The organism is Microbacterium arborescens (assembly GCF_049707515.1).
Lineage (GTDB): Bacteria > Actinomycetota > Actinomycetes > Actinomycetales > Microbacteriaceae > Microbacterium > Microbacterium arborescens_B.
On sequence record NZ_JBNAFI010000002.1, the window covers coordinates 26690 to 48263 of the forward strand.

A 21574-nucleotide genomic window follows, 5' to 3' on the forward strand; every position below is an offset into this window, starting at 1 on the left:
TTTCAGAACGAAGGAGTCGGAAATGACTGAGATCACCCGCGACGTCGCGATCGTCGGAGCCGGCGCTGCCGGCCTGACCGCCGCGAACGACCTGAAGAAGGCCGGCCTGTCGGTGGTCGTGCTCGAAGCGCGCGAGCGCGTGGGCGGTCGCCTGTGGACCGACGAGATCGACGGGGCCGTGCTCGAGCTCGGCGGGCAGTGGGTCTCACCCGACCAGCACGCTCTCATCGAGACGCTCGCCGACCTCGGCCTCGAGACCTATTCGCGCTACCGCGAGGGCGAGAGCGTGTACGTCGGGTCCGACGGTGAGGCGCGACGGTTCACGGGGGAGATGTTCCCGGTGGCGCCCGAGACCGAGCGGATCATCGACGAGATCACCGCACGTCTCGACGCGATGGTCGCCGAGATCGACCCCGACCGCCCCTGGGCGCACGAGAGGGCGGCCGAGTGGGACCGCATCTCGTGGGACGGGTGGCTGCGACAGCAGACGGACGACGACGAGGCGATCCGCAATCTCGCCTTCGCCACCGGGTCGGCGATGCTGACCAAGCCGACGCACTCGTTCTCGCTGCTGCAGTCGCTGCTGATGGCGGCCTCGGCGGGTTCGTACTCGCACCTCGTCGACGCCGACTTCATCCTCGACAAGCGCGTGGTGGGCGGTCTGCAGCAGGTGCCGCTGCGTCTGGCCGAGCGTCTGGGCGAAGACGTGCTGCTTGGTCAGCCGGTGCGCACGATCGAGTACTCCGACGCCGGAGCCGTCGTCCACACCGAACAGGTCACCGTTCGCGCGCGTCACGTCGTGCTGGCCGTGGCGCCCGTTCTCTACAACCGCATCTCGTTCGTTCCGCCGCTGCCGCGTCTCAAGCACCAGATGCACCAGCACTTCTCGATGGGGTTCGTCATCAAGGTGCACGCCGTCTACGACCGGCCGTTCTGGCGTGAACAGGGGCTGTCGGGCACGGCGTTCAGCCCGTACCAGCTCGTGCACGAGGCGTACGACAACACCAACCACCGCGACGAGCGCGGCACCCTCGTCGGTTTCGTGTCCGACCGCAACGCCGACGATCTGTTCCGCCTCTCCGCCGACGAGCGTCGGGAGCGCATCCTCGAGTCCCTCGCGCGCTACTACGGCCCCGAGGCGAAGAACCCGGTCGTCTACTACGAGAGCGACTGGGGAAGCGAGGAATGGACGCGCGGGGCGTACGCCGCGAGCTTCGACCTCGGCGGCCTCACCCGCTACGGCGCCGAGCAGCTCGAGCTCGTCGGTCCGTTGCACGTCGCCTGCAGCGATCTCGCCGGTCTCGGCTACCAGCACGTCGACGGGGCGATCCGCATGGGTCACCGCGTCGCCGACGAGATCCTCGAAGCGGACCGGGCATGAGCGCGCCGGGGCCTGCGGCCCGCGTCGTCGTCGGGTACACCGCGACCAAAGCGGGGCGGGATGCCGTGGCCTTCGCCAGTCGGCTCGCGACGGCATCCGGCGCCGCCCTGCACCTCGTGCTCGTGCTCCCCGCCCAGAAACCCGGGGTCGTCCCGCCCGATGCCGGATACGAACGGCTGCTGCGCGAGCAGGCCGCCGGATGGCTGCGCGAGGGGGCGGCCGAGGTTCCCGAGCACGTCACGCACCGGGCGCACGTCCGGTACGGCGAGTCGGTGGCCGCCGGGCTCGTCGACGCCGCTGACGAGCTGGGCGCCGCGCTCATCGTCGTCGGCGCCGCCGACGGCGGGAACCGTGGTCGCCACCGCCTCGGCACCACGACGACCGAGCTCGTACACTCCTCCGACGTGCCGGTCGCGCTGGTGCCCCGCGGGGCGCGCCGCGTACCGGCCGACACGGGCATCACCCGTCTGACCGCCGCGGTGGGCGAGCGCGAGGGCACCGAGCTGCTCGTGGAGGAGACGATCCGGCTCGCCGCGGCAACCGCGGCACCGGTGCGGCTCCTCTCACTCGTCGCCCTCGACCTGCCCGCGGGCCTCGACACCGGAGCCGTTCGCACCGTCGGTCAGAACCACGCGCAGGACGTCCTCGACGAGGTGCGGGCGGCACTCCCGTCAGACGCCGAGGTGTCAGCGGTCGTCGCCGCCGGCGACGGCATCGAGGATGCCGCATCCCACCTCGAGTGGGAGGCCGGCGAGATCGTCCTCGTCGGCTCGAGCCGCCTGGCACAGCCGCGACGGCTCTTCCTCGGCTCGACGGCGGCTCGGATGCTGCGCGTCGTGACGGCCCCCATGATCGTGGTGCCCCGCACCCGCAGTGAGCGTGAAGGAGCGAGCGCATGACCCGAGCAGAGCAGAAGGGGGCGCCGACGGGCGACCCCGTCACGGGCGGTATCTCCCGCAAGGGACTGAGCGTGGGGACGGTGGGCCTGGTGGGCGCCGTCGTCATCGGCATCTCGTCGATCGCGCCGGCCTACACCTTCACGGCGGCCGTCGGTCCGACGGCATCCGAAGTGGGACTGCAGGTGCCGGCGATCGTGCTCGTCGGCTTCATCCCGATGCTGCTGGTGGCCTTCGGCTATCGCGAGCTCAACAACCGCATGCCCGACTCGGGCACGAGCTTCACCTGGGCCACGCGGGCGTTCGGCCCGTGGGTGGGCTGGATGGCCGGGTGGGGCCTGGTCGCGGCGACCATCCTCGTGCTGTCGAACCTCGCGGGCGTCGCCGTCGACTTCCTGTTCCTGCTCATCGCCCAGATGACCGGTCAGGAGAGCATCGCCGATCTGGCCGCCGTCACGTGGATCAACGTTCTCGTGTGCGTGCTGTTCGTCGCGGCGGCGACGTTCGTGTCGTACCGCGACCTGCAGACGACGCAGAAGCTGCAGTACGGACTCGTCGCCTTCCAGGTCGTCGTGCTCGTGCTCTTCGCCGGGGCGGCGATCGTCGAGACGATGTCGGGCAACGCGTTCGACGCGACACCCTTCGACTGGTCGTGGTTCAACCCGTTCGCCGTGCCCTCGTTCAGCGCGTTCGCGGCGGGTCTGTCGCTGTCGATCTTCATCTTCTGGGGGTGGGATGTCACCCTCACGATGAACGAGGAGGCGAAGGATCCCGAGCGCACGCCCGGGCGGGCGGCGACGATCACGGTCGTCTTGATCGTCGCGATCTACCTGCTGCTCGCGATCGCGATGATCATGTTCGCGGGTGTCGGCACGGGCGATCTGGGCCTCGGCAACGAGGACATCCAGGAGAACGTCTTCTTCCACCTGTCGGGTCCGGTCCTGGGGCCGCTGGCCTTCCTCGTCTCGCTCGCGGTGCTGACGAGCTCGGCCTCGTCGCTGCAGTCGACGATCGTGGGCCCCGCCCGCACCCTGCTCGCGATGGGCCATTACGGGGCACTGCCCGCGCAGTTCGCGAAGGTCAGCCCGCGCTTCTTCACCCCGGGCTACGCGACCGTCGTGTCGGCCGTCGCCGCCTCGGCCTTCTACGTCGTGATGCGCATCGTCAGCGAGAACATCCTGTGGGACACGATCCTCGCCCTCGGCATGATGATCTGCTTCTACTACGGGCTGACGGCATTTGCGTGCGTCTGGTACTTCCGGCGTCAATGGTTCGACTCGGTGCGGAACGTCTTCTTCACGTTCCTCTTCCCACTCGTCGGCGGTGTGATCCTGGCGGTCCTCTTCGTCACGACCCTCATCGACACGACGGACCCCGACTACGGAAGCGGTTCGCAGATCGGCGGCGTCGGCCTGGTGTTCATCCTCGGCGTGGGAGTCATCCTGCTCGGGGTGGTCGTGATGGTCTGGCAGGCCGTGAAGCGTCCCGCATTCTTCCGGGGTGAGACGTTGACGAAGGATGCGCCGGTCAGCCGGCGCGCGAGAGGAGTGGCGCGGTGACGCACGAGGACGAGACGCGGCTGCTGGCGGGGATCGAGCGGGGGCTCTTCATCGGCGGCGAATGGGTGGATGCCGAAGGCGGCGCCACCTTCGCCGTCACCGACCCTTCGACGGGACGCACGCTCATCGAGATCGCGGATGCCTCGCCGGCCGACGGCATCCGCGCCCTCGACGCCGCCGTCGCCGCGCAGGAGGAGTGGGCGGCGACGGCCCCCCGTACGCGGAGCGACATCCTCCGCCGGGCGTTCGACATCGTGCAGGAGCGCAAGGAGGACCTGGCGCTGCTGATGACCCTCGAGATGGGCAAGCCCCTGGCCGAGGCCCGGGGCGAGGTCGTCTACGGGGGCGAGTTCCTGCGGTGGTTCAGCGAGGAGGCGGTGCGCATCTCGGGCCGGTACGGCCTGAACCCGGAGGGCACGGGGCGCATGGTCGTCTCGCAGCGGCCCGTCGGTCCGTCGTTCTTCATCACGCCGTGGAACTTCCCGCTGGCGATGGCGACTCGCAAGATCGCGCCGGCGCTCGCCGCCGGGTGCACGGTCGTGGTCAAGCCGGCTGCACTGACGCCGCTCACGACGACGCTGTTCGTGCAGATCCTGCAGGAGGCGGGGCTTCCGGCGGGCGTCGTCAACGTCGTCAACGCGACGCGCTCGAGCGAGGTGGCCGCCCCGATCATCGCCGACCCGCGGCTGCGGAAGCTCTCGTTCACCGGATCGACACCGGTCGGGCGCAAGCTGATCGAGCAGGCCGCCGAGGGGGTGCTGCGGGTATCGATGGAGCTCGGCGGCAATGCGCCCTTCGTCGTGTTCGACGACGCCGACCTCGACAAGGCGGTCGACGGCGCGATGCTCGCGAAGTTCCGCAACATCGGGCAGGCGTGCACCGCGGCGAACCGCTTCATCGTGCACGAGTCGGTCGCCGACGAGTTCGCCGACCGGCTGACCGAGCGCGTGTCGGCGATGCGGATCGGCCGCGGCACCGAGGAGGGCGTGCAGATCGGGCCGCTCATCGACGAGAAGGCGGTGGCGAAGACCGGTGAGCTGGTCGCGGATGCCGTGGCACGCGGGGCGACGCTCCGCACCGGCGGGTCGGCGATCGAGGGGGAGGGCACGTTCTTCGAGCCCACCGTGGTCACCGAGGTCGTCGCCGGCAGCGACATCCTGCGCGAGGAGATCTTCGGGCCGGTGCTCGCGATCGCCACCTTCGCGGATGAGGACGAGGCGGTGCGCCTGGCCAACGACACCGAGTACGGTCTCGTGTCGTACGTCTTCACGCAAGACCTCGCGCGCGGCCACCGGATGATCGACCGGCTCGAGACCGGCATGATGGGCCTCAACGTCGGGGTCGTCTCGAACGCGGCGGCGCCCTTCGGCGGCGTCAAGCAGTCGGGGATCGGGCGTGAGGGCGGGCTCGAGGGCATCCACGAGTACCTCTCGACGAAGTACACCCTGATCCCGGCCGACTGATCGGCCGGCACGAGCATCAGAACCCGAGAGCAGACGAAGGAGTACCGATGAGCACGTATGCCGTGACCAACCCCGCCACCGGCGAGACGTTGGCGACGTACGATCCCGCGACCGACGAGGACGTCGAGAACGCCCTGGCCGCCGCCGACGAGGCGTACCGGACGTGGTCACGGGTCGTGGCGCCGGCTGAGCGGGCCGAGCGCCTGCGGCGCGTCGCGGAGCTGCACCGCGAACGCCGTGACGAACTCGCCGCGATCATCGTGCGAGAGATGGGCAAGCCGCTCGCCGCGGCCGAGGGCGAGGTCGACTTCGCCGCCGACATCACCGCCTACTACGCCGATCACATCGACGAGATCACGGGCGACACCCCGGTCCCGATCGAGGGGGAGGGCACCGCGGTCATCCGGCGGAGCCCCCTCGGCGTGCTGCTCGGGATCATGCCGTGGAACTTCCCCTACTACCAGGTGGCCCGTTTCGCGGCGCCGAACATCGCAGTCGGGAACACCGTGCTCCTCAAGCACGCGCCGCAGTGTCCCGAGTCCGCTGCCGCGATCGACGCGATCTACCGCGACGCCGGATTCCCTGCGGGCGTGTACACGAACCTGTACCTCAGCAACGAGCAGGCGGCCGACATCATCGCCGACCGTCGCGTGCAGGGCGTGTCGGTGACCGGGTCGGAGCGTGCCGGATCGGCGGTCGCCGAGGTCGCGGGGCGCAACCTGAAGAAGGTCGCGCTCGAGCTCGGCGGGTCGGATCCCTTCATCCTGCTGTCGACGGACGATCTGGACGCCGCCGTGACGGCAGCCGCTGAGGCGCGCCTCGACAACGTCGGCCAGTCATGCAACGGAGCGAAGCGGTTCATCGTCGTCGACGGGCTCTACGACGCGTTTGTGGAGAAGTTCGCCGCGGCGCTCGCGAGTGCGAAGGTTGGCGACCCGTTCGCCGATGACACGGTGCTCGGTCCGCTGTCGTCGCTCACGGCGGCTGAGCGTCTCGCCGAGCAGGTCGACCGCGCGGTGGCGCAGGGCGCGACGCTCGTGACCGGTGGCACCCGCGACGGCGCCTTCTACCCGGGGACGGTGCTCACCGATGTGACCCCCGACATGGATGCCTACCGCGAGGAGTTCTTCGGACCGGTCGGTGTCGTCTACCGCGTGGCCGACGAAGCCGAGGCGGTCGAGCTCGCCAACGACACGCCCTTCGGACTCGGCTCGTACGTCTTCACGACCGACCCGGAGCAGGCGGCGCGCGTGGCGGAGCGGATCGACGCGGGCATGGTCTACATCAATCTCGTGCTGGCGGACGAGGCGGGGCTGCCGTTCGGCGGCGTCAAGCGCAGCGGCACGTCGCGTGAGCTCGGTCTGCTGGCCGCCGACGAGTTCGTCAACAAGAAGCTCATCCGTACGGGCGCCTGAGGCGGCGGCCCCGTAGGCCGGAGCCGCTGAGGCGCTTTCGCACCTCGGCGGCGCCGGGATGTCGCCCGCGGCTTCGTGCACGTCGCGCGGCTTTGTGCGCGTCCGCGCGCGGCTTTGTGCGCGTCCGCGCGCCTGGGTCGGTCAGAAGGGTGGTGGGGCGTCGGGTGGCCCGCCCGTTTTTGCGCCCGGTGGTGGTGGGTTCAGGGTGTCGATGGTGAAGCACACCGCCGGTATCGGGACGTCTTCGCGGTAGACCCTGCCTAGGGGTGAGGTCCATTCGAGGACTCCGCCGCCGATCTGCCGGACTTCCCATTTGGTGAATTGCTTCATGGAGTGGTGTCGTTGGCAGAGGTGGGCGAGGTTGAAGATGTGGGTGTGGCCGCCTGTGGCGTAGTCGATGGTGTGGTCGATCTCGCACCGGATCGCGGCTCTGCGGCATCCGGGGAATCGGCAGTGCTGGTCTCGGGCGGTGAGGAGTTTCTTCATCGACGCGGCCGGCCGGTAGGTGTCGACCTCGACCGGGGTGCGGGTGACGGGGTCGATGAAGAGCCGGTCCCACTCGGACACCTGCCCCGCGAGCTGCCGCACCGTATCCGCGTCGATCAGCGCGGCCCCCACCGCCTCGGCGGGGTTGCTCGTCCTTGCCCATCAGCGTCTCGGCGGTGACGGCGACCTGCACCCGCCCGCGGATCGCACCGAGCCCGCCGGCCCGGTCGGTCCCGTAGGTGGGGTCGACGACGGGCGCCCCGCCGAGGACGAGGTCGCTGAGGATGTCGGCGCGCAGCTGGTCCATCGTCCGCACATCGGGCGCCTCGCCCGGGGCCGCAGCATCCGCGGCCGCTCCCGCGCTAACCCGTGCGTCCTTGACCGCTTGGCCCATCTGGGTGAGCCGGTCGAGCATTCCCACCGCGATCACCGTCGGGACCGTCGCGATCACATCCGACATCCCGTCGGAACCGTGCAGCATCCGCACGCACCGGCTCGCCGCGGCCTCGCGGTGCCGCTGTGTGAACGACCACTCATGCAGTTTCTCCGCCAAAGCCCGCAACGGCTCCCGCACCCGGGTGGCGATGTCGCGCTCGCATACCGCGATCGCCGCAGCCTCGAACTCCGCCCGCACCTCCGCGGGCACACCGGCCCCGGCTTTCACGACGACGTCGACGTGATCGCGGGTGATCCGGCGCGACTCCCACGCCGCGAACACGGCAGGGTAGTCATCCACGATCGTCAACGCGTGATCGATATCCGCCTGCAGTCGGCGGTCGCTGCACCGGGCCATGCCCGCAGCCTCTGCCGCCACCGACCGCAGCTCCATGTCCGATGCCATCCCACGCACCCCATCACGGCGCGCCTCACGCAGAGCCGACCGACCCAACTCGGCCAGCACCCGAACAGTGCGAACCTCCGCGACGTGCGAGGCCCGCAGCGCGTCGGCAAAATCGGCGAAGACAGCGGCGTAGGGCGAGTCGGATGACGGGTCGCCCGTCACCTCGGCTGCACCCGCCACACCGCTCGTCTTCATGTTCCCATTCTGCCAACGACCTCCGACATCACCATCGGATCTCCATCCAGCAGCCGACAACTCGCCGCCGAAGCGGGCAGGGGAGGAAGCGACGTGTGCGCGGTGTCGGCGTTCGCGACCGCCGCGGTCATGACGTACACTGAGAGGAGCAGTCGAAATCTGCATTCTTTCGCCATGCCCGAGCGTCGAAGACCTGACGGAGGCGAAGGAATGCGGGTGTAGACCCCGGGATCCTCGGATCTCTAGGGCGGTAGCTCAATTGGCAGAGCAGCGGTCTCCAAAACCGCAGGTTGCAGGTTCGATTCCTGTCCGCCCTGCGCGTCGGCGTCAGCCGGCACACGGAAGGTATCAGGTGGGTTCGATGGTCCAAGAGGGTGGCGAAGTCGTCGCCGCAGGTGGCGCGCCCCGCGAGAAGAAGCCCAACGTCTTCGCGCGGATCATCATCTTCATCCGCCAGGTGTTCGCTGAGCTCCGGAAGGTCGTCACCCCGACCCGCCAGGAGCTCGTGAAGTTCACGGCAGTGGTCCTCGGATTCGTCGTCGTCATGATGGCGCTCGTCTACGGCCTCGACGTCCTGTTCGTCTGGATCACGACCGTCGTCTTCGGCGTCCCGCGCTGATCGACGGGCCCAGCCCGCACGACCCGCGAATGCCTGCCGCGCAGGCATCCCGACAACCGATGGAAGAGAACGCAGTGTCAGAACGCATCCCCGACGACGTCGATTGGGCCACGGCCGCCGAGCAGTCCAGCGAGGACGACGAAGCCCAAGAGGGCAACGTGCTCGAGAGCCAGGAGCGCGCCTCCGACTCCGCCGAGCACGCGGCCGTCCACGTGGTCGACGACGAGGCCGAGCAGGACGACACCGACCTCGACGGCATCGAGATCGACGACCCCGAGGCTGACGCAGTCGTCAACGACGCGCTCGAGATCGACGAGGCCGCCGAAGCCGAGGCTGCCGCCGAGGTCCTGGCCGACTCGCTGGAGGAGGAGCGCGCCGAGCAGGCCGCCGAGGCCGCCGACGAGGTCGAGCCGTACGACGGTCCCGAGCCCGACGTCGAGGTCTCGGACGAGACCGTCGACTACCTCTCCGAGTTCGAGGCCGCCGCCGGCATCGAGATCACGGTCGGCGAGGACGAGGACCCCTACGAGGCGTTCCGCACCGAACTGCGCATGCTGCCCGGCAAGTGGTACGTCATCCACTCCTACGCCGGTTTCGAGCGCAAGGTGAAGGCCAACATCGAGCAGCGCAAGTCGACGCTCGAGGTCGAAGAGGACATCTACCAGGTCGAGGTCCCCATGGAGGACGTCGTCGAGATCAAGAACGGTCAGCGCAAGATGGTCACGCGCGTCCGGATCCCCGGCTACGTGCTCGTGCGCATGGAACTGACCGAAGACACCTGGTCGGTCGTCCGCCACACGCCCGGCGTCACGGGCTTCGTGGGCAACGCCCACAACCCCACGCCGCTCCGCTTCGACGAAGCCTTCAACATGCTGAAGTCGCTCGTCGAGGTCAAGGAGGCCGCTCCGGCCAAGGCTGGTGCCGCCAAGGGCGTCGCCGCGCCAACCCGCAGCGTCGTCACCGAGGTCGACTTCGAAATCGGCGAGACCATCACGATCAAGGAGGGCTCGTTCGCTGGCCTTCCCGGTTCGATCAGCGAGATCAAGCCCGAGAGCGGCAAGCTCACGGTGCTCGTGTCGCTCTTCGAGCGTGAGACGCCGGTCGAGCTCTCGTTCGATCAGGTCACCAAGCAGTAACGCGACCCACTTCGCAGAGCGCCCCCTCGGCTCGCCGGGCGGGGCGCTCCGCCGTTCCGCGGCCGTGAGGACCGGGACGCGACGTCCTGGGATGCGGTAGGCTTGGGGAGTTTGCGGGCGCTTGCGCGTCCGCTGGACACAACCGCCGCTCGGAGATGCCGGGCGTGCGGGAGAGGGATGCCGCCGGCATCCACTCGACGAAAGGAAAACGAATGGCACCGAAGAAGAAGGTGACCGGCCTGATCAAGCTCCAGATCAAGGCTGGAGCCGCCAACCCGGCGCCGCCGATCGGCCCCGCGCTCGGTCAGCATGGCGTCAACATCATGGAGTTCTGCAAGGCGTACAACGCGGCGACCGAGTCGCAGCGCGGCAACGTCATCCCCGTTGAGATCACCGTCTACGAGGACCGCAGCTTCACGTTCATCCTGAAGACCCCGCCCGCCGCGGAGCTCATCAAGAAGGCCGCCGGTGTCGCGAAGGGCTCTTCGACGCCCCACACGACCAAGGTCGCGAAGCTCACGAAGGACCAGGTCCGCGAGATCGCCGAGGCCAAGATGCCCGACCTGAACGCCAACGACATCGAGGCCGCCTCGCTGATCATCGCCGGCACCGCCCGTTCCATGGGCATCACGGTCGAGAGCTGAGGGGGAGAACACAATGGCTAAGTCCAAGGTTTACGAAGCAGCCGCGGCGAAGATCGACCGCGACAAGTTCTACAGCTCCACCGAGGCCGTCGCGCTCGCGAAGGACACCGGGTCGAAGAAGTTCGACTCGACCGTCGAGGTCGCGCTGAAGCTCGCCGTCGACCCGCGCAAGGCGGACCAGATGGTGCGCGGCACGGTCATCCTGCCCCACGGCACGGGTAAGACCGCTCGGGTCATCGTCTTCGCGACGGGCCCGGCCGCCGAGGCCGCCATCGCCGCGGGCGCTGATGAGGTCGGCGGCGCCGAGCTCATCGAGAAGGTCGCGGGCGGCTGGACGTCGTTCGACTCCGCCGTCTCGACCCCCGAGCTCATGGGCCAGGTCGGTCGTCTGGGTAAGGTGCTGGGTCCCCGTGGCCTCATGCCCAACCCCAAGACCGGCACCGTGACCCCCAACCCGGCCAAGGCCGTCGAGGAGATCAAGGGCGGAAAGATCGAGTTCCGTGTCGACAAGCACGCCAACGTGCACTTCGTGGTCGGCAAGGCATCGTTCTCGGCCGAGCAGCTCGAAGAGAACTTCAACGCCGCGGTCGAGGAGATCGTCCGTCTGAAGCCCTCGAGCGCGAAGGGTCGTTACATCCAGAAGGGCGCCGTGTCGACCACGTTCGGCCCCGGCATCCCGCTGGACGTCAACGCACTCGCCTGATCGCACTCCGAACGAACGGGGTCTCGCCTACGGGTGGGGCCCCGTTCGTCGTCTCGGGATGCTTCATCCCCTCCGGCGACGGCAGGGGGCCGTGCGTCCCCCGCGGGGGCGCGGTAGCGTCGGCTCATGCGGCGCGCGCTGACCGACCTCCTCGGGATCGACCTCCCCATCGTGCTCGGACCCTTCGGCGGGCTCTCCTCGATCGAGCTCACCGCCGTCGTGGCCGACGGCGGCGGACTCGGTTCTTTCGGCCTGTACGGCTACGACGGCACACGCATCGGCGAGACCGCCGCGCAGCTTCGCGAACGCACGTCCCGGCCCTACGCGTTCAATCTGTGGCTGCCCCTGGGCGACGAGGTCACCCCGGATCGCGTCGACGCCACCGCGGCTCGGAATGCCCTCGCGCCGCTGTACGCCGCTGCGGGTGCCGCTGTGCCCGACCTTCCGGAGCGGTTCCTTCCGCCCCTCGACGAGCAGCTCGCGGCGGTCTGGGATGCGGCTCCGGCAGTGCTCAGCGTGGTCTTCGGGGTGCCGGCACCGGATGTCGTCGCCGAGGCGCACCGCCGCGGCATCCGCGTCATCGGAACGGCCACGTCGGTCGCCGAGGCGGTCGCCCTCGAGGCGGGTGGAGTGGACGCCGTCGTCGCCAGCGGCGCCGAGGCGGCGGGGCATCGCGTGTCGTTCCTGGCCGCTGCGGAGAGCTCGCTCGTCGGCACGTTGGCCCTCGTCCCGCAGGTAGCCGATGCCGTGCGCGTGCCGGTGATCGCGGCCGGCGGGATCGCCGACCGTCGCGGGGTGGCGGCGGCTTTCGCCCTCGGTGCCTCGGGCGTGCAAGTGGGCACCGCTTTCCTCCGCACGCGTCAGTCGGCCGCGTCGGCGGGGCACCGCGCAGCCATCGCGACGGCGCGCGACACCTCCACCGTGCTCACCCGCGCCATGAGCGGTCGGCTCGCGCGCGGCATCCCGAACCGGGCGGTCCGCGAGATCGAGGCCGCGGCGGCGATCGCGCCGTTCCCGGCGCAGAACTGGCTCACGGGAGTCTTCCGGGCAGCCGCGGGAGGAGACCCCGAGCTGTCGTCGCTGTGGGCGGGTCAAGCGGCAGCCCTGGCGAAGAGTGACGATGCGGATGCCGTGCTGCGCGAGCTCGCCCTCGGAGTGCCGCGCTCCTGAGGACGATGCGTTGCGGCGGCACACGCTCCGCAGGGCGGTGCGACGCCGCGCCGTCGCGGCAGCGCAGATGAAGCGAGGGGAGCTCCATCGGCGCGGACAGCGGATGTCAGGCGGTGTCGCGCACCTCGAACGCGGTCGCCCCGGAGCGCTGTGCCTCGGTCGTGCGGGATGCGTCGACCCGGGCTCCGGGCGGACCCGACGCCATCCACGCGAGGACGGCGTCGACGGCCTCATCCGCGCCTTCCACAACGGCTTCGACGGAGTCGTCGGTCCTGTTCCTCACCCAGCCGGTGACGCCGTACCGCTCGGCCTCGAGCCGGAGGCTGTAGCGGTACCCGACGCCCTGGACTCGCCCGACGACGACCACGTGAACGCTGCGCATGACCTCATCCTGCCCCACGGGGGCTTACCCGAGCCGGCCCCACTCACGGCCACACCAGGCTGAGGGCGATTGCGAACATGACGAGCGCGACGAGCGCGTCGAGCACGCGCCAGGCGCGCGGGGTGGCCAGGACGCGGCCGAGGAGCCTCGCTCCGAAGCCCAGCGAGAAGAACCAGACCACGCTGGCCACGACCGCACCGACGGCGAACCAGCCGCGCTCCGCGCCGTGAGTGGCGGCGATGCTGCCCAGCAGGAAGACGGTGTCGAGGTACACGTGCGGATTGAGCCACGTGAGAGCCAGACAGGTGAGTGCGACGGCCGCCCGCCGCCCGGGGCCGGGACGCGCCGAGGCGGTGCCGGCGTCGAGGGCGCCGCCGTCTCCGCGCCAGGCCCGACGCGCCGCGAGCGCCCCGTAAACGACCAGGAAGGCCGCACCCGCCCAGCGGACGACGGGCACGAGCCAGGGCACGCTCTGCAGGACGAGTCCGAGCCCGGAGACCCCGGCGATGATGAGCACCGCATCGGAAGCGGCGCAGATCGAGGCGACGAGAAGCACGTGCTCGCGACGGATGCCCTGGCGCAGCACGAACAGGTTCTGCGCCCCGATGGCGACGATGAGGGACAATCCGAGGCCGAAGCCGGCGAGCGAGGCGGAGATCACCATTCGACGGTAAGAGCGGGCCGTACTACAGTCCAGTTCATGGATCTTCACCTCCTGAAGCAGCGCTGAAGATGCGGGTCCCCATCGAACTCGTCGAGACGCTCGCCGTCGCCCTCGAAGAGGGGAGTCTGGATGCCGCGGCACGGCGTCTGCACGTCACCCCGTCTGCCGTGAGCCAGCGCATCCGGGCGCTCGAGCGCATCGCGGGGCAGGTGCTGCTCGTCCGCTCGAAGCCGGTCAGGGCGACCGAGGCCGCCCACCGGTTCGTGCGCTACGCCCGCCAGCTCGCGCTGCTCGAACGCGACGCCTGGGAGGGCCTCGACGACGAGGGGGTGACGAGCGTGCCCCTCGCCGTGAACGCCGACTCGCTCGCCACGTGGTTCCTGCCGCCGCTCGCGCGTGTGGCGGCGACCCGGAATGTCGTCTTCGATCTCCACCGCGACGACCAGGACTTCACCGCCGGCCTGCTCGAGAGCGGGACGGTGATGGGGGCGGTGACGTCGCGCCGGACGCCGGTCGCCGGCTGCCGCGTGTCGGCGCTGGGCGCGCTGCGCTACGAGGCCGTGGCACAACCGGCGTTCGCCGCGCGGTGGTTCGCGGGGGGTATCGACGCCGGGCACCTCGCGGCAGCGCCCGTCGTGGACTTCGACCGTCGAGACGAACTGCAGACCCGTTGGTTGCGGCACACGGGCGTCGACCCCGCGGCCCCGCCGCGCCATCGCGTCCCCGCCTCGCAGGACTTCGCGACGGCGGTGCTTCTCGGTCTCGGCTGGGCCCTGCTGCCGACACTGCAGTCGGGCCCCCACGTGGAACGCGGCGAGCTCGTCCGGCTCGGGGGAGAGGACATCGTCGTGCCGCTCTTCTGGCAGCAGTGGAACCTCGCCTCTCCCGTCCTCGACGACGTGGCCGAGCACATCGTGGCCGAGGCGCGGCGCGTGCTCGAGCCCGTCGCCTGAGCCCGGCTCGCCCGAGCTCGGGGCGCCGAGAGCGCACGCTCGTCGCGACAGTGTCGCCACGACGGTGCGCGGTGAGCGCGAGGGTGCGCGCTCGGTGAGATCCCGGTGGGGCGGGCGGGTGCTCAGCCCTCGGCGACGGTCAGGACGACCTTGCCGCGGGAGTGACCGCGCTCGACCTCGGTATGCGCCGCGGCGGCGTCGGCGAGGTCGTGCACGCCGTCGACGAAGACCTGTATGGCCCCGGAATCCAGCAGGCGGCCGAGCGTCGCGAGCACGCTGCCGTCGGGGACGACCTTGTAGCCGGTCGCACGCACCCCCGCCGCCGCGGCCGCGTCGGCGTAGCCCGGCCAGCCGCCCGTGGGAACCATCACGTAGAGCCCGCCGCGCCGCAGCACCTCGAGGGAACGCGAGCCGGTGTCATCGTGCACGTTCCCGACCAGGTCGATGACGACATCCATCTCTCCGACGACATCCTCGAACCGGGTCGTGGCGTAGTCGATCGCCACGGATGCGCCGAGCTCGCGCAGCCACGGGAGGTTCCGCTCGGACCCGGTCGTCGTGACCTGCGCGCCGAAATAGGCCGCGAGCTGCACCGCGAAGTGGCCCACTCCGCCGGATCCCGCGTGGATCAGCATCCGCTGACCCTCGTGCGCGTGAGCCGTCTCGACGACCAGGCCCCACGCCGTCAGCGCGGCGAGAGGCACCCCGGCTGCTTCGACGTGCGACAGGCTGGCGGGCTTGCGGGCGACCGACAGCGACGGGACCACCGCGTACTCGGCGTAGCTGCCGCCCGAGCGCGGAAAGGGGAGCATTCCGAACACCTCGGTGCCCGGTTGCAGCTCGTGCGTCTCGTAGGGGCTCGTGACGACGACACCGCTGAAGTCGAAACCTAGCGTGCTCGGCCACCGGTCGATGAGGCCGGCCACGCCGCGCCCGGCTCGTGTCTTGGCGTCGATCGGATTCACGCCCGCCGCGACGATGCGCACGAGCACCTCGCTCAGCGCGGGCGAGGGAACCGGGACCTCGACGACGCGCAGTGAGTCCGGCGCGCCGGGCTCATCGAAGACGACGGCTCGCATCGTCTCGGGCGGCGGCTCGACCGGCGAGGCCGGCTGGGAGGCGGATGCTGTGCGCAGCGGCCGGAATCTCATCCGTCGCTCCTTCCTCGCGCTGCCGGCGTCGGCAGCCGTGATGCTCGGTCGACACCAGTCAAGCGTGACATTGTCTCGACCGTGTTACGGAGCGGTCACCGAGGGGAGAAGCTCGTCGGGCGAACCGGATGCCGCCGATCAGTCGGGCGCGTCGTATGCCGACAGGGCGTGCAGCAGCCGCGTCAGTTCGCGGATGTCGTCGACGTTCCACGACTCGAGCGCCGCGAGCAGGGAGTTCTCGCGCGGCGCACGGACGGCGGCGAGCCGCTGCATGCCGTCGGGCGTGGCCGAGAGCAGGCTCGACCGGCCGTCGGCGGGGTCGGGGGTGCGCTGCACGAGGCGCAGGTCCTCGAGCTCGCGCACCGCTCGGCTGACCTGACCCTTGTCGGAGTGCAGCGCCTCGGCGAGGGCGGAGAGGGTGATCTGCCCGCGGCGCGCGATGGTCGTGAACACCTTGTATGCGCCCGGAAGCAGCCCCGGGCTCAGCCGGTCGGCATTCTCGGCGAAGAGGCGGCGAACGTGGGTGAACAGCTCGCTGAACTCGAGCTCGAGCGCTCGGACAGCGGCCGCCCGGTCGTCGTCCGGCGACTCGGAGGCCGGGCCGGCGGTCCCGGGGGAAGCGGTCCCCCGGGACTCGTCGGACACTCGTGCAGCGGACATCCCGATCACCCTATCGAGCCGAGCGGCGCGTCTCGGCGGCGGCCGGGTCGTCTCCGTCTGCAGTGTCGGTGCGCACGGTGCCCGTTGCGGTGAGCGCGTTCATGCCCTCGGGAACCGACACGGTCGCGAGGTCTGCCTCGCCCGCCTGCAGGCGCTCGGTGGTGGTCATGGTCGTCAGCGGCTTGTTCGGCAGGAACACGATCGCGATGAGGCTCAGGACGGCGAAAGGCACGGCGATCAGGAACGAGTGCGAGATGCCGGTGGCGTAGATGTCCTCGAAGACGATGCGCAGCGCCTCGGGCATCGCCGAGACCTGGGGGAGTGTGCCGGACTGCAACTGGGCGGCCCACGTCGGCGCCTGGTCGCCCAGCGACGCGAGTGCTGCCCGGAGGTCGTCCTTCCGTTCCGTCACGAGGGCCGTGACCTGCGAGGCCAGGGCTGCACCCATGACGGAGACTCCGATGGTGCCGCCGAGGCTCCGGAAGAACGTCACTCCCGAGCTCGCGACGCCGATCTCGGTCGGGCTCGTCGTGTTCTGCACGACCAGCACCAGGTTCTGCATCGTCATTCCGACGCCGGCGCCGAGCATGGCCATGTAGAGCGAGACGAGCGTGAAGTCGGTGTCGTAGTGGATCGTCGACAGCATGGTCGACCCGCCGATGAGGAGCACTGCTCCGACGATGAGGAACGGCTTCCAGCGGCCCGTGCGGGTGATCAGGGCACCCACGCCGATGGACGCGACCAGCAGACCGCCGATCATGGGGATCGTCATGATGCCAGCCTCGGTCGGCGTCGCGCCGCGCGCCAGCTGCATGTACTGGCTGAGGAACACCGACGCGCCGAACATCGCGATTCCCGTCGCGATCGACGCGATCACCGAGAGGGTGAAGGTGAGGTTGCGGAAGAGGGTCAGCGGCACGAGGGGCTCGCGCACCTTCAGCTCGGTCACGACGAACAGGATCGCCGCGATCACGGCGCCGCCCACCATGAGCAGCGTCTCGACGCTCATCCACTCGAACGAGTCGCCGGCGAGCGTGACCCAGATCAGCAGCAGCGACACCGACGTCGACAGCAGGACGATGCCGAGGTAGTCGATGCTCGTCTGCTTGCGCGCACGCGGCACGATGTGCAGCGTCCGCTGCACGATCAGCAGCGCGGCGACGGCGACGGGAAGCGCGACGAAGAAGTTCCAGCGCCAGCCCCAGGCGTCGGTGATGACGCCGCCGAGCAGCGGACCACCGATCGTGGCGACGGCCATCACGGCGCCGAACAGGCCCATGTACCGGCCGCGCTCGCGGGGGCTGATGATGTCGGCCATGAGCACCTGGCTGAGGGCGGCGAGACCGCCCGCACCGATGCCCTGGACCGCGCGGAAGGCGATGAGCATCTCGGGGCTCGTCGAGAACCCCGCCGCGGCGGTGGCCAGCACGAAGATGAGGATCGCGAGCTGATACAGCACCTTGCGGTTGGTGAGGTCGGCGAGCTTTCCCCAGATGGGGGTCGAGATCGCGGTCGTCAGCAGCGTCGCGGTGACGACCCACGTGAAGGCCGTCTGGGTGCCGTCGAGGTCGTGGATGATGACCGGCAGCGACGTCGAGACGACCGTCGAGGCGAGCATCGACACGAACATGCCGAGCAGAAGGCCCGAGAGGGCCTCGAGCACGCCGCGACGCGACATGCTCTTCCCCTCGTGGTGGGTGGTTGCGGGAGCGGACATGGGTCCTCCTGGAGATCGGACGGACGCGGCTGCGCTGGCGCGGGATCGTCGGTGTGTCGGGTTCTTCGATAGCCGGTGACGGCGTAACTGGTTGACTAATGTCAACCGTTGAGATCGGTCAACTATATGATCAATCGTTGAGCTACGTCAACTATTCCCGGAGTCCGTTCCATCCCGTCAGGATGGAGGCATGTTCAGCGTGGAGTTGCTCGCCGATGGCGAGACCGAGGCTGCGATGCGCGGTGACTGGCAGCGGCTCATCGAGGCGGATCTGCCGAGTGCCGGCCGGCATCCGTCAGAGTCCAACCGCCCGCACGTGACCGTCGCCGTGCGCGACGAGCTGGCGGAGGATGCCGCCGACCGACTCGCCATGCTCGGAGAGGTGCTGCCGGTGGCGTGCCGGGTCGGGGGAGTGGTGGTCTTCCCCGCCCGCGACCGCTTCGTCCTGGCCCGCCCCGTGATCGTCACGGCCGATCTGCTGCATTTCCACGCGCGCACCGTCGGCGTCCTCGGCCCACCGCCGGAGGACTACGCGGTCACCGCGATCGACCGCTGGACCCCGCACATCACGCTCGCCCGACGGATGACCGCCGAGCAGGTGGGTCGAGCGCTCGAGGTGGTCGGCGCAGCATCCGTCGAGGGTCGGTTCACCGGCCTGCGGCTGTGGGACGCCCAGCAGAAGGTCATCACCGAGCTGCGCTGATCCGTTCGGCGGGGCAGGCCGGTCGGCGGCGCAGACCGGGAGGCCGGCCGCCCGCTCGCCGGGGTCGGTCAGTCGGCGAGGGCCAGCGCGCGGAAGGGCTCGCGCGGCGGGGTCGCCGGGATGCGCGGCGCCTCGGCGGCGCGACGCTGCATCGTGCGGCGGTACAGCTCGTCGATCAGCTCCGTCGCGAGGTTCACGAGCAGGCGGATCTCGCGCTCGTCGCGCTCCACCCAAGCGCAGCGCGGCTCGTCGTCGATGGGCACGAATCCGTCGTGCTGCTCCCAGACCACGAGCGTGCGCTCGGCACCGAGGACGTGCTGCTGCCACCACACCTGCCGCAGATAGGTGCGGGGGATCGATCGCCAGCTCTTGTTCGTGGTCTTGATCTCGGCGAGGGTCACGCGTCCCTCGGCGTCGACCATCACCCCGTCGGGGGTGGCGAGATGCCGCTTCTCGACCACGGCATGGAAGAGGGCCGACGAGGGCTGGATGCCGTGCGTGGCGGCGACCCAGGCGGCGATCTCCGGCTCGCGACGTCGGCCGTGATCGGTGTAGGCGTTGCCCGAGAAGCCCGATCCCATGAGCTTGGAGTCGGCCGCGCGGGCGATCGCCTTCGGGCTGGTCAGTGTTGCGACATCCGTTGCCGTGATGCCCCGCGAGCGCGCCCGGATCCAGGCCACCCGGTCGCGGGAGTCCGCGACGATGCGGGCAGCGAGTTCGGGAGACACGTCATCGACCCTAACCCGGGCCGCCCCCGCGCCGGCCTTTGCCCCCGGCGTGCCCCGCGCCCCCCGCGGGCGTCGAGTGCACGGCATCCCGCCCAGTGCGCGGCATCGCTGCGCAGATGTTCCGTTCACTCGGCGCCAAGCCGTGCACGCGGCGGCTCTCCGTCAGCGGGGAGCCTGGATGCCGAAGGCGCGGAGGCGCGCGGCGAGGGCGGCGGGGGACGCGACGTGATGGGCCTCCCAGCGCACGAGGCGGCGTCCGGTCGTGCCCCGGATCCAGTCTTCGCGACGCTTCTCCTCGAGGACGACCTGCTCTGCGGAGCGGGCCGCCCGCAGGTCTGTATCGAGATACTTGCCGGCGCCGTCGCACTCGCCCCACGCCTCGGCGTCGTCGAGGCCGAAGTCGACGCGGTACGAGCCCTCGCCGCGCGGGCCGGCGATCGGCACCTGCAAGCGGACCGAGCGGAAGCCGAGCTGGTGCAACCGGAACCGGCTGACGCTCTCCAGCGTCGACTCCGCTCGGCCGTCGGCGAAGTCGGCCACCCACCGGGCCCGCCGGATCCCACGCGCCGCCCCGGCCCCGGCGATCCGGGTGGCCATCGCATTCCGCCAGTCGGCCGGGCGGGCGCCCGTGCGGTCGCACCAGATCCGCTCCGCCCGGTCGGCCATGACGATCGCCGCTTCAGGGGTCATCGTGCGCGCGACGTCGAAGACCGTCCGTGCGAGGGAGGTGCAGCGGATGCCGTTCACCTCGACGACGTCGTGCGCATCAAGAGGCGTGCAGTGTCGGAAGACGTCCGAGCCGCTGGAGATCCGGGCGCCGGGCGCCGTCGTCAGATGCACGCGGGTCGGTCGGACGCGATACAGGTCGAGTCCGTGCAGCACCCCCGCGGACTCGTGCGAGACGACCGCGCGACCTCGCACGTCGTGCGCCACCGCCATCACGTGGAGCAGGTGCGCGTCCTCGGCGTAGAGCTCGTCGAACGCGGCACGGTCGACGTACCACCCGCGCCGCACGTGCACGCGAGCGCCGTCGCGGACAGAACGATCGATCGAGCGTTCGCTTTCTCCCGCCTCCAGCAGGTCGCGTCGCCGGTGGAGCAAAGCCCGCGCCTCGTCGGGTCGTCGTCGTCTGCGCATCCCGCCCAGCGTCCCCCCGCGCGATGCCCACCCGCCCTGTCTCTGCCCGCTCCGTGAGCATCCAGCTGTCCGCCCCATCTGTGCAGGAGCCCGCGGTCAGTGCCGAACGAACGTCTACGCGGCGAATGCACGGGATTGCGGCGTCGCGGTGCCGTGCATTGAGCGGGATGCCGTGCACTCGGCGCGGGTGGGGGGGGATTTGGGGGTGGGGGTGATGGGGGGTATGGTGGGGGTAAGCCAAAGACCGCTGGTCATCGGTGTGCGCGTGAGCGCACTCGTGATCGAAGCTCTGCACAGCAGGGGCCCGCGCAGGTGACACTGAACTTCTCCTTCGGGAACCGAGCTCCGTGCCTCTGCGCCGGAGCTTTTGTCATGTCCGGAGCTGGTCGAGGCCGGCGCTCCGCCACCGCGGTGCGTCAGGCACACATCAAGGAGTGACCATGGTGCAGAAGGACGCATCGGTCGCCGAGCTCACGAAGTCATTCGAGGACTCGACTGCCGTTCTGCTGACCGAGTACCGCGGTCTGACGGTGGCCCAGCTCAAGCAGCTGCGCAACAGCATCCGTCAGGACGCGAACTACGCCGTGGTGAAGAACACGCTGACCAAGATCGCCGCGAACAACGCGGGGATCACGGCGCTCGACGAGGACCTCAAGGGTCCCTCGGCCGTGGCGTTCGTGCACGGCGACTTCGTCGCCACCGCCAAGGCTCTGCGTGACTTCGCCAAGGCGAACCCGCTCCTCGTCATCAAGGGCGGCATCTTCGAGGGCAACGCCCTCACCGCCGACGAGGTCGACAAGTACGCCTCGCTCGAGAGCCGCGAGGTTCTGCTGGCCAAGGCCGCGGGCATGATGAAGGCGACGATGGGCAAGGCTGCGGCCACCATCGACGCGCTTCGCGAAAAGCTGGAGACCGCCGACGCCGCGTGAGCGACAGGCGAGCTCTTACACCAACCCCATCTATCTAGGAGA

Annotated in this window: 22 protein-coding genes and 1 tRNA gene; 15 read left to right on the forward strand and 8 right to left on the reverse strand. The window is 70.0% G+C overall.

The window, feature by feature from the left end; genetic code table 11:
- Positions 1-22 precede the first annotated feature (22 nt).
- The 5 genes from ACPYN5_RS04080 to ACPYN5_RS04100 are packed head-to-tail and all read left to right on the forward strand — an operon-like array spanning position 23 to position 6714.
- Positions 23-1381, forward strand: a complete 1359-nt coding sequence (locus ACPYN5_RS04080) for a flavin monoamine oxidase family protein (protein ID WP_424447713.1) — start codon at positions 23-25, stop codon at positions 1379-1381.
- A complete protein-coding gene (locus tag ACPYN5_RS04085) occupies positions 1378-2280 on the forward strand; it encodes a universal stress protein (protein WP_424447714.1) in 903 nt (300 codons plus the stop codon). The genes ACPYN5_RS04080 and ACPYN5_RS04085 overlap by 4 nt, the downstream gene beginning before the upstream one ends.
- On the forward strand, positions 2277-3836 hold the full coding sequence (locus tag ACPYN5_RS04090) for an APC family permease (protein WP_424447715.1): 1560 nt from the start codon (positions 2277-2279) through the stop codon (positions 3834-3836). Before ACPYN5_RS04085 ends, ACPYN5_RS04090 begins: the two co-directional genes overlap by 4 nt.
- The gene (locus tag ACPYN5_RS04095; RefSeq protein ID WP_424447716.1) at positions 3833-5299 is read left to right on the forward strand and encodes an NAD-dependent succinate-semialdehyde dehydrogenase; all 1467 of its coding nucleotides are present in this window, start codon (positions 3833-3835) and stop codon (positions 5297-5299) included. Before ACPYN5_RS04090 ends, ACPYN5_RS04095 begins: the two co-directional genes overlap by 4 nt.
- Before the next feature lie 47 nt (positions 5300-5346).
- Positions 5347-6714 (forward strand): NAD-dependent succinate-semialdehyde dehydrogenase, encoded by a 1368-nt coding sequence (locus tag ACPYN5_RS04100; RefSeq protein ID WP_424447717.1) that lies wholly within the window; start codon positions 5347-5349, stop codon positions 6712-6714.
- 141 nt (positions 6715-6855) lie between these two features.
- Here ACPYN5_RS04100 and ACPYN5_RS04105 read toward each other — a convergent pair whose 3' ends face one another.
- The gene (locus ACPYN5_RS04105) at positions 6856-7302 is read right to left on the reverse strand and encodes an HNH endonuclease signature motif containing protein (RefSeq protein ID WP_424447718.1); all 447 of its coding nucleotides are present in this window, start codon (positions 7300-7302) and stop codon (positions 6856-6858) included.
- Between the two features lie 43 nt (positions 7303-7345).
- On the opposite strand from ACPYN5_RS04105, the gene ACPYN5_RS04110 reads away from it, so the two are divergent.
- The 7 genes from ACPYN5_RS04110 to ACPYN5_RS04140 all read left to right on the forward strand — a co-directional run bounded on the left by ACPYN5_RS04110 (position 7346) and on the right by ACPYN5_RS04140 (position 12508).
- Positions 7346-8188, forward strand: a complete 843-nt coding sequence (locus tag ACPYN5_RS04110; RefSeq protein ID WP_424447719.1) for a hypothetical protein — start codon at positions 7346-7348, stop codon at positions 8186-8188.
- Between the two features lie 292 nt (positions 8189-8480).
- Positions 8481-8553 (forward strand) — tRNA-Trp (locus ACPYN5_RS04115).
- A 44-nt stretch (positions 8554-8597) separates the two neighbouring features.
- Positions 8598-8855 carry a preprotein translocase subunit SecE gene (gene secE / locus ACPYN5_RS04120; RefSeq protein ID WP_210007226.1) on the forward strand — a complete coding sequence of 86 codons (258 nt, stop codon included), beginning with the start codon at positions 8598-8600 and terminating at the stop codon, positions 8853-8855.
- Between the two features lie 74 nt (positions 8856-8929).
- The gene (nusG, locus tag ACPYN5_RS04125) at positions 8930-9991 is read left to right on the forward strand and encodes a transcription termination/antitermination protein NusG (protein ID WP_424447720.1); all 1062 of its coding nucleotides are present in this window, start codon (positions 8930-8932) and stop codon (positions 9989-9991) included.
- Positions 9992-10203: 212 nt separating this feature from the next.
- Positions 10204-10635 carry a 50S ribosomal protein L11 gene (gene rplK, locus ACPYN5_RS04130; protein ID WP_424447721.1) on the forward strand — a complete coding sequence of 144 codons (432 nt, stop codon included), beginning with the start codon at positions 10204-10206 and terminating at the stop codon, positions 10633-10635.
- A gap of 13 nt (positions 10636-10648) precedes the next feature.
- The gene (gene rplA, locus ACPYN5_RS04135; protein ID WP_424447722.1) at positions 10649-11338 is read left to right on the forward strand and encodes a 50S ribosomal protein L1; all 690 of its coding nucleotides are present in this window, start codon (positions 10649-10651) and stop codon (positions 11336-11338) included.
- Between the two features lie 126 nt (positions 11339-11464).
- Positions 11465-12508 (forward strand): NAD(P)H-dependent flavin oxidoreductase, encoded by a 1044-nt coding sequence (locus tag ACPYN5_RS04140; protein WP_424447723.1) that lies wholly within the window; start codon positions 11465-11467, stop codon positions 12506-12508.
- Between the two features lie 106 nt (positions 12509-12614).
- Here ACPYN5_RS04140 and ACPYN5_RS04145 read toward each other — a convergent pair whose 3' ends face one another.
- Together ACPYN5_RS04145 and ACPYN5_RS04150 are read right to left on the reverse strand one after the other, a co-directional pair.
- A complete protein-coding gene (locus tag ACPYN5_RS04145; RefSeq protein ID WP_424447724.1) occupies positions 12615-12890 on the reverse strand; it encodes an acylphosphatase in 276 nt (91 codons plus the stop codon).
- A 43-nt stretch (positions 12891-12933) separates the two neighbouring features.
- Positions 12934-13554, reverse strand: a complete 621-nt coding sequence (locus tag ACPYN5_RS04150; RefSeq protein ID WP_424447725.1) for a LysE/ArgO family amino acid transporter — start codon at positions 13552-13554, stop codon at positions 12934-12936.
- 68 nt (positions 13555-13622) lie between these two features.
- On the opposite strand from ACPYN5_RS04150, the gene ACPYN5_RS04155 reads away from it, so the two are divergent.
- On the forward strand, positions 13623-14507 hold the full coding sequence (locus ACPYN5_RS04155) for a LysR family transcriptional regulator ArgP (protein WP_424447726.1): 885 nt from the start codon (positions 13623-13625) through the stop codon (positions 14505-14507).
- A gap of 122 nt (positions 14508-14629) precedes the next feature.
- Here ACPYN5_RS04155 and ACPYN5_RS04160 read toward each other — a convergent pair whose 3' ends face one another.
- The 3 genes from ACPYN5_RS04160 to ACPYN5_RS04170 all read right to left on the reverse strand — a co-directional run bounded on the left by ACPYN5_RS04160 (position 14630) and on the right by ACPYN5_RS04170 (position 18035).
- Entirely contained in the window at positions 14630-15658 is a 1029-nt protein-coding gene (locus ACPYN5_RS04160; RefSeq protein ID WP_424447727.1) for an NADP-dependent oxidoreductase, read from the reverse strand.
- A 138-nt stretch (positions 15659-15796) separates the two neighbouring features.
- Positions 15797-16318, reverse strand: a complete 522-nt coding sequence (locus ACPYN5_RS04165; RefSeq protein ID WP_424447728.1) for a MarR family winged helix-turn-helix transcriptional regulator — start codon at positions 16316-16318, stop codon at positions 15797-15799.
- 10 nt (positions 16319-16328) lie between these two features.
- Positions 16329-18035, reverse strand: a complete 1707-nt coding sequence (locus tag ACPYN5_RS04170; RefSeq protein WP_424447729.1) for an MDR family MFS transporter — start codon at positions 18033-18035, stop codon at positions 16329-16331.
- A gap of 190 nt (positions 18036-18225) precedes the next feature.
- On the opposite strand from ACPYN5_RS04170, the gene ACPYN5_RS04175 reads away from it, so the two are divergent.
- On the forward strand, positions 18226-18738 hold the full coding sequence (locus ACPYN5_RS04175; RefSeq protein ID WP_424447730.1) for a 2'-5' RNA ligase family protein: 513 nt from the start codon (positions 18226-18228) through the stop codon (positions 18736-18738).
- Between the two features lie 68 nt (positions 18739-18806).
- Here the strand turns inward: ACPYN5_RS04175 and ACPYN5_RS04180 are convergent, their stop codons facing one another.
- Complete coding sequence (locus ACPYN5_RS04180; protein WP_424447731.1) at positions 18807-19466, reverse strand: YqaJ viral recombinase family protein; 660 nt, start codon at positions 19464-19466, stop codon at positions 18807-18809.
- A gap of 162 nt (positions 19467-19628) precedes the next feature.
- Positions 19629-20603, reverse strand: a complete 975-nt coding sequence (locus tag ACPYN5_RS04185; RefSeq protein ID WP_424447732.1) for a hypothetical protein — start codon at positions 20601-20603, stop codon at positions 19629-19631.
- 440 nt (positions 20604-21043) lie between these two features.
- Between ACPYN5_RS04185 and rplJ the strand changes: the two genes are divergently transcribed.
- A complete protein-coding gene (gene rplJ, locus ACPYN5_RS04190) occupies positions 21044-21532 on the forward strand; it encodes a 50S ribosomal protein L10 (RefSeq protein WP_424447733.1) in 489 nt (162 codons plus the stop codon).
- Positions 21533-21574: the final 42 nt, after the last annotated feature.